The following is a 12,917-nucleotide window of genomic DNA, read 5'->3' as shown; positions in this document are numbered from 1 at the left end:
GCCCGGAACAGGGGCGTCCGGCCGCGAAGCGCCGCGGCGCTCAGCCCGGAATGCCGGTGACCAGCGGCGCGATCGCCTTGCGGGCCACCGAGCGTGCGACCTCGATGTCGTCGAGGTCGTAGACGGCACTGGGCAGCACGAGATAGCTGAGCGTCAGGCGGATGATCGCGTCGGCCTGGATGTCCGCGTCCGCCGCAGGCAGGACGCCCTCCGCCTGGCCGGCCACGATGCGGGCGGCAATGAACCGCCGGCCGAGTTCGAGGGGCGAGGGGTCACCGGCCGAGAGCATCGCCACCAGGGTGGCACCGTGCGCCGGATCCGAGTTCCCCGCGATGAACCGACGGCGAAAGCGCAGGCACGCGACGAAGGCCGCCTCGATGCGTTCCACCGGATCGGTGACCGTGAGGAAGGTCGTGCCGATCTCTTCGAGGAACCCGCGCAGCGCGCGCGCCAGCGCCGCCTCGAACAGCGCGTCCTTCCCGCCGAAACGGCGGAAGAGCGTCGCGCGACTGACCCCCGAGCGCGCGGCCACGTCGTCCATCGTCGCGGCCCGGGTGCCGCGCTCGGCGAGTACGGCGAGCGCGGCGTCGAACACCCCGTCGTCCACCTCCGGCGCCGACGACACCTGCTCGATCGCGCGACCGAAAAGACTGGGTAGCGACGCACCGGGGCGGGTCATCCATCCACTATCGCACCTGAGACTATTCTGCTACCAATGATCTCATGACGAACGCGGTGGAAACACGCCCCCATCCGGAGACCACGCCCCTCGATCCGCCCCCGCTGGGTCCGGATTCCGTCGCCTGGTCGGTGTTCGGTGACCTGACGTTCGTACTCGGCGCCTCGCGGCGGCTGCTGATCGACGTGGCGCATCCGATCGTCGCGACAGGCGTGCGCGAATTCTCGGTCTTCGAATCCGACCCGTACGGGCGCGCCGAACGCACCCTCGACATGATCATGGGCGTCGTCTACGGAGAGGAGGAAGCGCTCGCCACGGCACGCCGCCTCCGGGATCTGCATCGCTCGATCAAGGGCACGAATCCCGACGGATCACGCTGGAGTTCACTGAATCCCGAAGCGTTCCACTGGGTTCACGCGAGCCTGGTGCACGGCGTGTACACCCAGCAGAAACTCCTCGGGCGCGGCTGGCGTCCCGGCGAGGTCGAGCAGTTCTACCTGGAGATGCGCCGGGTGGGCCGGCTGTACGGCGTCCGCGAGCAGGACATGCCCGCCGACTGGGCGGCCTTCTGCGCGTGGTTCGACCAGATGTCGGCGACCCGGCTGGAACGCTCGGACATCACCGACCGTGTCCTCGCGGTCGTCGGATCGCCGCAGCCTCCCCCGATTCCATTGGTGGGCAACAAGTTCCTCTGGAACTTCACCTCACGGCCGATCGCCGGACGGGTCCTGACCCTGATCACCGGCGGTCTGCTGCCACCGGACCTGCGCGAGATGTTCGGCATGCGCTGGACCCGGAGCCACGAACGCGCCTTCGCCGCGCTCGCCGCGACGTCGCGCACCGTGCTACCGCGACTGCCCCGGACCGTCCGTATGGTGCCGCAGGCGCGCCGGGCACTGCGCCGCGCGGATCGCCGCACGCACTCGCATCCCGATGCCCGGGTCGTCGACGTGCGCAGCGCCGACGGTACCCGCCTGCACGCCGAGATCCACGGACCGGACGACGCCCCGACGATCGTGCTGGCACACGGCATCCTGTGTTCGACACTGTTCTGGCGCAACCAGATTCGTGATCTGAGCAGCGAGTTCCGGGTCGTCGCCTTCGACCATCGCGGGCACGGCCGCAGCGACGCCCCGCGCGCCGGCAACTACGAACTCGACCATCTCGCCGACGATCTGCAGGCGGTGCTGACCGCGACCGTCCCGGACGGGCAGCGCGCCGTCGTCGCGGGACATTCGATGGGCGGAATCGCGGTGATGAGCTGGGCGCAGAAGTACGCGGCGGACGCGGCGTCCCGGGTGTCGGCGGTCGCGCTGGTGAACACCACGCCCGGCGACATCCTCGACAACCTGCGGTTCCTCCGCGGCCCCGAACGCACGCTCGCGCTGCGTCGCCGGTTGGCGCAGTCGGTGGCACCCGCGGCAGGTCTCCCGCTGCCGCGTCGCCTGCCGCTGCGCCGGCAACTGCTCGCCCGTGTCGCGGTCGGTGCCACCGCGGACCCGTCGGTCGCCCGCGAGGTCGATGTGATCCTCGCCGCGACCTCCGCGCGTGGACGCGGCGGCTACGGCGCACTGCTGGTGAACATGGTGACCGACGTCGACCCGGCGCACGTTCCGGTTCCGGCAGTGGTGATCTCGGGACGTCACGACCGGATCGCCCCGCCTGCGCGGTCGCAGGCGATCGCCGCGCGGCTGCAGCACCCCCTGGGTCTGCACGAACTCGACTCGGGCCACTGCGGGCCACTCGAACGCCCCGACGAGGTCACCGCGGTACTGCGGGACCTGGTGGAAACCACCCGATGAGGCGCGCGATCAGGGCTGTGACCACGTTCGCCACCGCCACCGTCCTCCTCGCCGGCTCCGCCGTCGCCTCGGCAGAACCGCCGTCGGGATTCGACGAAGTCACCGGCGTGTGGCCCACCGCGGTCGACCCGGCGTCCTGCCGGCCGGGAGATCTGGTGGAGACCGGGATCCAGGGCGAGGTCCCGCTCGCGGACCGCACCTCCGGCCGCAGCACCGGCGGATACAACTGCAACATCGACCTGATCGGGCAGTACCAGGGCCAGGGCGCCGGTCCGATCAGCCCCACCTACGGCGACTGCGCATACATCGCGTCGACCTTCCCCACCAATCTCCTCGGCGAGGACGCCGGTGTGCAGGTTCTCGACGTCGGCGACCCGGCGCATCCGGTACGCACAGAGGTGCTCACGGAACCGGCGATGGTCGGCGGCACCTGGGAATCGCTGAAGGTACACGAGGGGCGCGGTCTGCTCGTCGGCACCGGCGTCGGATTGATCGAAAGCGCCGGCTACATCTCGGTGTACGACATCTCCGAGGACTGCGCACACCCCCGGTTGCTGAACACGACCACCGGTTCGCTGCCGAACATGCCGGTGCCCATCACCACCCACGAGGGCGCCTTCTCCCCCGACGGCAACACCTACTGGGCGTCCGGGATCGCTCCGGGCTGGGTCAGCGCCGTCGATCTCACCGATCCCACGCAGCCGATGGTCGTGTGGGGCGGCCTCACCGGTGTCGCCGCGCACGGCATGGGATTCACGCCGGACGGGAACACCATGTTCCTGTCGAATCTGGCCGGGATGACGATCCTCGACGTCTCGGCGGTGCAGAATCGGCCGCCGCGCACCGTGATCGGCCATCCGCTGCCGCATCTGGGTTCGAAGTTCTGGACCGACGGCCTGCTCAGCCAGCACAGCGTGTACGTCACGTACGACGGCGTGCCGCACATCTTCACCGTCGACGAAGGCGGCTCCGGCGGCGTGAAACTGTTCGACATCGCCGACCCGGCCGCCCCGCGCTGGCGCACCAGCGCGAAGCTCGCGATCAACCTGCCGGAGAACCAGAACCGCTGGGCGTCGAGCAGCGCCGCGAACGGTGCCTTCGGTTACGACGCGCACTACTGCACCGTCGACCGCCCCGACGATCCGCGCGCGATGGCGTGCGGCTGGATCCAGTCCGGCATCCGGGTGTTCGACGTGACGGACCCGGACCGGTTCCGGGAGATCGCGTACTTCAACCCGCCTGCGCAGACCGGGAAGAACCTGCAGTTGCCGAATTCGCTGCACGCGACGCTCGGATCGATCGCGGCCCCGCCGATCATCGGCACTCTGTCCGTCGCCCGCGCGATCCTGCAGGGCGAGACCGGAACCGACGGGATCGTCAACGAGCGCAGCCGGCTCGTCGGCGGCGACCTGTCCGCCGACTGGTGCCTCTCGCCCCCGGAATTCCACGGCGACAAGCTGTATGTGACGTGCATGGACAACGGGTTCATGGCGCTGCAACTGGATCCGGCGGTGTATCCGCCGCGATGAGCACGACACGTCGCACCACGCTGGTACTCGCCGTGGCCGTACTGTGCCTGACGCTCGGTGTCGCGGTCGGACGGATCTCGTCCGGCGGCGGCACCGATCCCGGCCCCGCGACCGCGACGGTGGCGCTCACCGACGGCGACATCGCGTTCGCGCAGGCCATGTCGATGCACCATCAACAGGCGATCACCATGGCCGACATGCTCGGCCGGGACGTCGCGCCGGACGTGCGTGCGCTCGCCGCGCAGATCCGTACGTCGCAGGTGCAGGAGATCGGAATCCTCACCGGCTGGCTGGAACTCGCGGGTGCACCCGCCCAGCCGACCGGGCACGACCATGTCGGCATGCCGGGCGTCGCCACGAACGAGGAACTGACCCGCCTGCACGACGCCACCGGCCCCGAGCGTGAAATCTTGTTCCTGCAGTTGATGATTCGCCATCATCAGGGCGGGATCGACATGGCGGCGGATGTGGCGCACACGACCGCGGTGCCGGCCGTGCGCACCCGTGCGACCGCACTCGTCGACGAACAGCACCAGGAGATTTCGTTGATGGCCGTGGCGCTGGACGCGCGGGGTGCGACCGTCCTGCCGTATCCGTGACCTGTGCCGGTCGACCCGTGTCAGTCGGCCTCGTCCGAGAAGGGGTCGACCAGCGCGGCGGGGTCGAGGTCCGGGTCGTCGAGGACTTCGAGCATCGCGGCCCGCTGCTCCTCGGCGATCCGCTGGATCTCGCCGACGATCCGCCACGCGTCGCCGACGGACACGAGGCGGGTCAGCAACAGTTCCCCTGCGCCGACCTGCCGGCTCGCGACACGGTCGCTGATCTCGACGGTCTCGCCGGTGACCAGATCCCGCGCGGTCACCGACACACCCGGCTGCACCCGTTCGACCTCGTACAGTGAGCGCTTCGCCTCCAGCCACTGCCTGGCCAGGTCCAGTTCGTCCTCGGGCAGCAGGTAACCGCGCTGCTCGACGAACTCGGCGAACGCCCCGCACTCGAACAGCACCAGATCGGTGATCAGCGGATCGGCGAGCGCCTCGTTCAAGGCCTCGGCGTACTCCTCGTCGAACTCGTCGAGGTCGGCGACGCGATTCTCGGCGAGCGCGAACTGCACAACGGACCATCGCGGGAGGTCGGTGTGCATCGCGGCCTTCTGATACAGCCATGCGGCGCGCTCGGTGAGCGGGTGATCGGCCTTGCCGAGGTGGCACACCTTGTACTTGCGTCCGGAACCGCACCAGCAGCGGTCGTTGCGGCCGAGGTCGGGCCGGTCGACGGGCCGGTCGACGGGCCGGAAGAACTGCAGTAGTTCGTACAGGGGCTCTTCGTCGCCGCCTTCGATCCGGTCGAGGAGGGTGAGGCCACGCACCGCGTCCCCGCGGTCGGATGCGAAGTGGGCGAGGTCGATCAGGCTCGGTACGAACTCGACATCGGCTCCGGCCGACTGCTCGTAGTGGCGCTCGGCATCCCGCATCCGTCCGTCGTATTCGGCGGCCCGTCCGGCGAACCAGTGCGCAGGTGCGGCAAGTTCGCGAGATCCGAAGGACAGCAACACTTCTGCCGCCTGCGACAGGGACGCCGGCGCAAGTTCGTGTTCGATGACCTGCCCCAGTGCCACCGCGGCGACGTACGGGTCGGCGAGATGCCGGTACAGCCCGGCGCCGTGCTCGACGAACTGCGGGTCGAGCTCGTCACCGTCCTCGATCGACTCGACGAGCCCGACGAACATCAGCACGTCCGGGACGGCTTCCCGGTCGAGGTCGAGCTCCTCGGCATAGACGGCGAGCCGCTGTTCGCGCAGGTATTCGGCGAAGTCGAAACCGCGCGGCGCGATGTCGTCCTGATGCCGGTCGAAACCGGCGGCGTCGATCCACTCGTTCAACGGAACGGCCGGTTCGGCGAATGCGGCCGGATCGGTTGCCACGAGACTCAGCAACACATCTTCGAGCAGAACCGGGAACTCGGTGTCGGCACCGATGCCGGCCGCAAGGTCGGGCCCGGCGGCGAGGTCGCCGTCGACGCGTCGCCACTGCACACGTCCGTCGGTCACGGTGAACGCCACCACGTCACCGGGCGACCACCCCGCGAACGTTCCCGGCGGGAGCAGCAGGATGTCCTCGTCCGGAATGTCACCGTCCCCGATACCCCGCTCGACGAGGCGTTCGTCTTCCGGGTCGTTGAAGACGTACTCCACGCGGTCCTCGTCCGGGTTGCCCCACAGCGCTCTCGTCGGCAGGCCGAGCTCGTCGGCGCCGGTCGCGTCGGCCGCGATCTCCGCAGCCGAGAGACGGTGGGTGAACACCCGCCCCTCGAGCAGCGTGTCGACGGCGACGTTGCGCCCGTCCGGAAGCAGGTCGAGGTACGGATGATCGAGGTCGACGACCGCGTACCCCAGTTCGTCGGCGTCACCGAATCCCTCGTCGGCGAGATGCGCGGCGAGGTCGTCGTCGGTCAGCGGTCCGTGCCGACGGAGCACATCGAGTGCGGCGTCGGTGAGGGCGTCGAGGTCTGTGCTCACAACTGTCGATCGTACGGGTCCGCCGGCCGGTCGCAGGACGCAACCGACCGGCGGACCGTGTCGTCTATCCCAGCGCCTGCTCGATGTCCGCGAGCAGGTCGGCGGCGTCCTCGATGCCCACCGACAGGCGAACCAGGTCGTCCGGCACCTCCAGCACCGAACCGGCGGTCGACGCGTGCGTCATCGCGCCCGGGTGTTCGATGAGCGATTCGACGCCGCCGAGGGATTCGGCGAGCGTGAAGATCTCGGTGCGCTTGCAGAAGTCCAGCGCAGCCTCCCGGCCGCCCGCCAGGCGCACCGAGATCATGCCGCCGAACCGGCGCATCTGCTTGGCGGCGACCTCGTGTGCGGGATGGGACTCGAGCCCCGGGTAGAGCACATGGCTCACGGCCTTGTGGCCGGACAGCAGATCGACGATCTGCTCGGCGTTGTCGCTGTGCCGCTCCATGCGCAGCGCGAGCGTCTTGATGCCGCGCAGCGTCAGGTACGCGTCGAACGGTCCGGGCACGGCACCGGCGCCGTTCTGCAGGAACCCGAACTTGTGGTCGAGTTCCTCGTCGTTCGTCACCAGCGCGCCGCCGACCACATCGGAGTGGCCGCCGATGTACTTCGTGGTCGAGTGCAGCACGATATCGGCGCCGAGCGTCAGCGGCTGCTGCAGGTACGGAGAAGCAAAAGTGTTGTCCACCACCAGCTTTGCGTCACCGGCATGCGCGACCTCGGCGATCGCGGCGATGTCGCCGATGTTGAGCAGCGGATTCGTCGGCGTCTCGAGCCACACCAGCTTGGTTTCGGGACGGATCGCCGCGCGCACCTCGTCGACATCGTTGACCGCGACCGGCGTGTACTCGATGCCCCACTGGGTGAAAACCTTGTCGATGAGACGGAACGTGCCGCCGTACGCGTCGTTGGGGATCACCAGGTGGTCGCCGGGGCGCAGCACCGACCGCAGGACGCAGTCGGTGGCGGCCATGCCGGAACCGAACGCCCGTCCGTAGGTTCCGTTTTCGAGTGCGGCGAGGTTCGCTTCGAGCGGTCGCCGCGTCGGGTTGCCGGTCCGGGCGTACTCGAATCCGCTGCGCATGTTGCCGACGCCGTCCTGCGCGAACGTCGAACTCGCGTAGATCGGCACATTGACCGCGCCGGTCTGCGGGTCGGGATCGTATCCGGCGTGGACGGCTCGGGTGGAGAATCCGTGGCTGTGCTGCTCACTCATGCGGTCCAGCCTATCGACATCGGAGACACCGCGGTCCGGTGACGTCGAAGACATCACCGGACCGCGACGTCGAAGACGTCACCGGACTGCAGTGTTCGTCCGTCAGGAACCGGCGCTGATGAAACCGAGCAGGTCGTGGCGGGTGATGACGCCGACGGGCTTGCCGTCGTCGATGACCATCAGCGCGTCGGTGTCGCCGAACGCCTTGGTCGCGGCACCGATCGACTCGCCGACACCGATCAGCGGCAGGGCCGGGCTCATGTGCTCGGCGACCGAGTCGGCGAGCTTCGCGCGGCCTTCGAACACGGCGCTGAGCAGTTCCCGTTCGCTGACGGACCCGGCGACCTCACCGGCGGTGATGGGCGGTTCCGCACCGACGACCGGCATCTGGGAGACGCCGTATTCGCGGAGGATCTCGATGGCGTCGCGCACGGTCTCCGACGGGTGGGTGTGCACCAGGTCGGGCAGGTCGCCGGACTTGGCGCGCAGCACGTCGCCGACGGTGGAATCGTCGGGCTTGCCGTCGAGCGGCGAACGCAGGAAGCCGTAGGACGCCATCCACTTGTCGTTGAAGATCTTCGACAGGTAGCCGCGGCCACCGTCCGGAAGCAGCACCACGACGAGCGCGTCGGGGCCCTCACGCTCGGCGACCTTCAGGGCGGCGACGACCGCCATGCCGCACGAACCGCCGACGAGCAGGCCTTCCTCGCGGGCGAGCCGCCGGGTCATCTCGAACGAGTCGGCGTCGGAGACGGCGATGATCTCGTCGGGGATCGACGGGTCGTATGCGCTGGGCCAGAAGTCCTCGCCGACACCTTCGACGAGGTAGGGGCGGCCGGTGCCGCCGGAGTACACCGAGCCCTCGGGGTCGGCGCCGATGACCTTGACCTTCCCGCCGGACACCTCCTTGAGGTAGCGGCCGGTGCCGGTGATGGTGCCGCCGGTGCCGACACCCGCGACGAAGTGCGTGACCTTGCCGTCGGTGTCGCGCCAGATCTCCGGGCCGGTGGTTTCGTAGTGGCTTTCCGGGCCGCCGGGGTTGGAGTACTGGTCGGGCTTCCAGCCGCCGGGCAGTTCACGGGCGAGGCGGTCGGAGACGCTGTAGTAGCTGTCCGGGTGTTCCGGCGGAACCGCGGTCGGGCACACGACGACCTCGGCGCCGTACGCCTTGAGGGTGTTGCGCTTGTCCTCGCTCACCTTGTCGGGGCAGACGAACACGCACTTGTAGCCGCGCTGCTGCGCGACGAGGGCCAGGCCGATGCCGGTGTTCCCGGAGGTCGGCTCGACGATGGTGCCGCCCGGCTTCAGCGCGCCGGACGCCTCGGCGGCGTCGATCATCTTGACCGCGATGCGGTCCTTCGAGCTGCCGCCGGGGTTGAGGTATTCCACTTTCGCCGCGACGAGCGCCGAGCCCGGCTTGACGACCGAGTTGAGCTTGACGAGGGGGGTGTTCCCGATCAGGTCGACGACGGTTTCCGCGATGCGCATGGCTCCATGTTCTCATTTCACGATGTGGTCCGGCCCGGCGGCCGTCTCGGCGGCCGGGCGGAAACACGACAGAAACACCGCTGCCCGTGCGTGTTTTCGGTAGTGGGAACTACCGAAAACACGCACGGGCAGGCGAGGTTCAGGGCAGGACTATTCGCTCTGGAAGTAGCTCAGCAGTCGCAGGATCTCGACGTACAGCCACACCAGGGTGACGGTGAGACCGAACGCGACGCCCCACGCGGCCTTCTCCGGCGCCTGGGCGCGGATCAGCTGGTCGGCGGCGTCGAAGTCCAGCAGGAAGCTGAACGCGGCGATGCCGATGCAGACGAGGCTGAAGACGATGGCGAGAGCGCCGCCGTCACGCAGGCCCAGGCCGCCGTCGATGAAGAAGCCGGCGACGAGATTGCCCAGGGCCAGGACCAGCACGCCGATCAGCGCGCCCACGATCATGCGGGTCAGTCGCGGGGTGACGCGGATCGCGCCGGTCCGGTACACGACGAGCATGCCGAAGAAGACACCGAACGTGCCGAGAACGGCCTGCGCGATGAGGGTCGATCCGCCTGCTCCACCGAACGTGATGTCGGTGAACATGAACGACAGCGCGCCGAGGAAGAAACCTTCGGCGACGGCGTAGGCGAGGACGATCGCCGGGTTGTCCATCTTGCGGCCGAAGGTCGCGACGAGGACCAGCACCAGGCCGACCAGACCGCCGCCGATGACGAACGGCGCGGCCAGGTTCACATTGGAGTTGACCAGGAAGTAGGAGACCAGCGCCGAGACCGTCAGCACACCGAGGGTGATGCCCGTCTTGGTCACGACGTCGTCGATGGTCATCGCGCGGGTGGTCGCAGGGCGGGCCCACGGATCCTGCTGCGCGTACTGCGGCTGACCGAATTGCTGGGTGACCTGCGCGGCGCCCGCCGTCGCAGAGCCGAACGTGGCGTATCCGCCGCCCTCTTGCTTGGGCAGGTTGCGGAACACCGGGTTACTGGTGGTGCGCACCGTGCACATCCCTTCTCGTGGTCGGTTCTGTCCGTTCAACGTGCTGCGGGTCGCGGGAGTTCCCGCAGACACCGGCCCGGCACACTCGAGATCGGACGAACCGGACTCTACCGGGTTCGCACGGACCTGGTCACCGTGAACTTGCGGTTCCGTCCCGCCATGTCGGTCCGTCCGACGACCCGCCGCAGGGTTCCCCGGTAGTTGAGATGCGAGTTGTACACCGTCCACAGTTCGCCGCCGTCGCGCAGGATCCGGGCGGCGGCATCGAACATCTTCTCGGCGGCACCGGTGTGCACCGCGGCGCCGACGTGGAAGGGCGGATTGCAGACCACCAGGTCGACGGAGTCGTCGGGCAGCGTCGAGGCGGCGTCGTCGCGCAGCACCTCCACCCGGTCGGCGACGCCGTTCGCGGCGGCGGTCGCGGCGGCCGACGCGATCGCCGCCGCGGACTGGTCGGTCGCGACGACCCGCAGGTCCGGGTTCTGCCGGGCCAGGGACACCGCGAGGATCCCGGTCCCGCAGCCCAGGTCGACGGCCACCGCCGCGTCCGGACGCATACGCGGCAGGAACTCGAGGAGGAACCGGGTGCCGATGTCGAGGCGCGGACCGGCGAACGCGGCTCCGTGCGCGACGACCGTCAGGTCGATGTCGGCCAGGGTCTCGGTCACCGGATAGGTGGACGGGCCCGGGATCGGGGTGCGGGCGGTGAGCACCCGCGACTTCTGCCGTCCGCGGGAGGCCTGCACGTCGGCGAAGGAACGTCCCAGCACGTCGTTCATGGCCAGGGAGATGTGCTTGTCGCGACCACCGGCGAAGACGACGACGTCGGGGTCGGCGTGGCGGGCGATCGTCTCGGCGATCTCGGCGAGCGCGCTCAGCGACCGCGGCAGCCGCAGCAGCACCACCCGCGCGCCGGTCACCAGGGCAGCGTCGAGGCCGTGCCGGGTGTAGTGGTCGGTGAGGCCTTCGCGGTCGGCATTGGCGGCCAGTGCCCGCTCCCCCACCACCGAATCCTGATGGACACGGATACCGGTGCTGCCGTATCGCACGGCGGCACCGAGCGTGAGGGCACCGTACTGGTCGTCGACGACCACGACGGTGCCCGCCGGCGCCGCGGCGAGCGCGGCGCCGGCTTCGTCGAGGAGCAGCCGATCGGCGGCATCCACGGCAACCAGGTTCGGCGCTTCCACGTCGGGGAAGCGCCGCAACCTGGCGAACAACTCCTGGCAGTCGATCAGCACTCGCCCTTGCCGGCGTTCTCGATGGCGCGGAGCGTGTCGGCCTTCTGGTCCTCGGAGAGGCCCTCCCAGCCCGGGAGCATCTGCTGGGCGTCGGCGACGGACTTGGCGGCCTCCGCGCGGTCCTGTCCCCAGCCCTCGAGCTGCTCGAAGTACGGCAGCATCGCGGTGCAGATCTCGTCGTAGCTCTGGCCGAGCTCGACCCCGGTGGACCCGGTGGCGCCGGAATCGCCGGCGGCGGCCGCCGCGCTGGTCGTGGTGGTGGCCGCGGTGGTGTCGCCGGCCGAGTCGGACCCCTCGTCGGAGGATCCGCACGCCGCCGCAAGCAGGACTGCACCTGCACCCAACAGCGCCGCGAGAGTCTTCTTCATCTATGTCCCACTTCTGGTCGCAGTGTCGTTTTCCGGTAGTCCCGGCGGCAACACGGTAAACGAATCCGCTGGATGGATCAGCGCCGGGCGGTACCTGACCCGACTATCCTGGAGAAACCGGGCGAGGCGGTTTGCAGCGATGGTCGAACAGAATCCGCTCGAGACGCAACGAGCACCGTTCCTCGACGTCACCGACGACGAGGACGCCAACGCGCGCGATCTGGAGGCAGTCGGGTTCGCGGACCCGCAGGAGATAGGTCGCGGAGGTTTCGGGGTCGTCTACCGCTGCCGCCAGGAGGACCTCGACCGCACGGTCGCGGTGAAGGTCCTGGCTTCCACACTCGAACCGGAGAATCTCGAACGCTTCCTCCGCGAGCAGCGCGCGATGGGCCGCCTGTCGGGACATCCGCACATCGTGACGGTGCTGCAGGCCGGCTCGACGCCGGGGGGTCAGCCCTACCTGGCGATGCACTACCACCCCCACGACTCGCTCGAAGCCCGCATCCGCCGCCACGGGCCGTTGCCGTGGCGGGACGTGCTGCGCATCGGGGTCAAGCTCGCCGGCGCTCTGGAAACCGCTCACCGGTCGGGCATCCTGCATCGCGACGTCAAGCCCGCGAACATCCTCATCACCGAGTACGGCGAGCCACAGCTGACCGATTTCGGGATCGCCCGGGTCGCAGGCGGATTCCGCACCACGTCGCGCGAGATCACCGGATCTCCGGCGTTCACCGCACCGGAGATCCTCGAGGGCAAACCGCCCGCCGCGACCTCCGACGTGTATTCGCTGTCCGCGACGCTGTTCTGCGCACTGACCGGGCACGCGGCGTTCGAGCGCCGCAAGGGCGAACGAGTGGTGGCACAGTTCGTGCGCATCACCACCGAACCGATCCCGGACCTGCGTGGCGAGGGCATCCCCGACGACGTGTGCGCAGCAATCGAGCAGGGCATGGCCACCGATCCGGACAACCGGCCGCAGACGGCGTTCGCATTCGGTGACATCCTTCGGCAGGTCGAGGAGGCGCACTCGCTCGACGTCGACGAGATGGCGTTGCCGACCCACCCCGGCCAGGC

The 12,917-nt window shown here is 69.2% G+C and carries 11 protein-coding genes; 4 read left to right on the top strand and 7 right to left on the bottom strand.

All coding sequences use genetic code 11. The features are described 5' to 3' along the window. Positions 1–40: 40 nt before the first annotated feature. Positions 41–679: a TetR/AcrR family transcriptional regulator gene (locus M1M07_RS26680; protein ID WP_248676127.1), complete on the bottom strand. Its 639-nt coding sequence runs from the start codon at positions 677–679 to the stop codon at positions 41–43. 44 nt (positions 680–723) lie between these two features. Here M1M07_RS26680 and M1M07_RS26675 point away from each other — a divergent pair, with 44 nt between their 5' ends. Genes M1M07_RS26675 through M1M07_RS26665 form a run of 3 tightly spaced genes read left to right on the top strand, consistent with a single transcriptional unit; the run spans position 724 to position 4,609 of the window. After that, positions 724–2,481 carry an alpha/beta fold hydrolase gene (locus M1M07_RS26675; RefSeq protein WP_248676126.1) on the top strand — a complete coding sequence of 586 codons (1,758 nt, stop codon included), beginning with the start codon at positions 724–726 and terminating at the stop codon, positions 2,479–2,481. A gap of 17 nt (positions 2,482–2,498) precedes the next feature. After that, positions 2,499–4,010: an LVIVD repeat-containing protein gene (locus M1M07_RS26670; protein ID WP_248676125.1), complete on the top strand. Its 1,512-nt coding sequence runs from the start codon at positions 2,499–2,501 to the stop codon at positions 4,008–4,010. Beyond that, on the top strand, positions 4,007–4,609 hold the full coding sequence (locus tag M1M07_RS26665) for a DUF305 domain-containing protein (RefSeq protein ID WP_197257241.1): 603 nt from the start codon (positions 4,007–4,009) through the stop codon (positions 4,607–4,609). The genes M1M07_RS26670 and M1M07_RS26665 overlap by 4 nt, the downstream gene beginning before the upstream one ends. A gap of 20 nt (positions 4,610–4,629) precedes the next feature. On the opposite strand, the gene M1M07_RS33125 is transcribed toward M1M07_RS26665, so the two are convergent. From M1M07_RS33125 to M1M07_RS26635, 6 genes are all read right to left on the bottom strand, one after another. After that, the gene (locus M1M07_RS33125; RefSeq protein ID WP_248676124.1) at positions 4,630–6,528 is read right to left on the bottom strand and encodes an SEC-C metal-binding domain-containing protein; all 1,899 of its coding nucleotides are present in this window, start codon (positions 6,526–6,528) and stop codon (positions 4,630–4,632) included. A gap of 64 nt (positions 6,529–6,592) precedes the next feature. Further along, entirely contained in the window at positions 6,593–7,744 is a 1,152-nt protein-coding gene (locus M1M07_RS26655) for a cystathionine gamma-synthase (RefSeq protein WP_248676123.1), read from the bottom strand. Between the two features lie 102 nt (positions 7,745–7,846). Next, positions 7,847–9,232 carry a cystathionine beta-synthase gene (locus tag M1M07_RS26650; protein WP_197257247.1) on the bottom strand — a complete coding sequence of 462 codons (1,386 nt, stop codon included), beginning with the start codon at positions 9,230–9,232 and terminating at the stop codon, positions 7,847–7,849. Positions 9,233–9,382: 150 nt separating this feature from the next. Further along, positions 9,383–10,234 (bottom strand): Bax inhibitor-1/YccA family protein, encoded by an 852-nt coding sequence (locus tag M1M07_RS26645; RefSeq protein WP_248676122.1) that lies wholly within the window; start codon positions 10,232–10,234, stop codon positions 9,383–9,385. Positions 10,235–10,341: 107 nt separating this feature from the next. Further along, positions 10,342–11,475: a methyltransferase gene (locus M1M07_RS26640; protein ID WP_248676121.1), complete on the bottom strand. Its 1,134-nt coding sequence runs from the start codon at positions 11,473–11,475 to the stop codon at positions 10,342–10,344. Continuing rightward, positions 11,469–11,843, bottom strand: coding sequence for a hypothetical protein (locus M1M07_RS26635; protein ID WP_197251631.1), 375 nt, complete (start codon positions 11,841–11,843; stop codon positions 11,469–11,471). Before M1M07_RS26635 ends, M1M07_RS26640 begins: the two co-directional genes overlap by 7 nt. A 139-nt stretch (positions 11,844–11,982) precedes the next feature. Between M1M07_RS26635 and M1M07_RS26630 the strand changes: the two genes are divergently transcribed. After that, on the top strand, positions 11,983–12,917 hold a 935-nt coding region (locus tag M1M07_RS26630), incomplete at its 3' end, for a serine/threonine-protein kinase (protein ID WP_248676120.1).

The sequence above is a fragment of the Rhodococcus sp. HM1 genome (assembly GCF_023218075.1).
Taxonomy (GTDB): domain Bacteria; phylum Actinomycetota; class Actinomycetes; order Mycobacteriales; family Mycobacteriaceae; genus Rhodococcus.
This window is presented reverse-complemented; position numbering and strand designations above follow the sequence as displayed.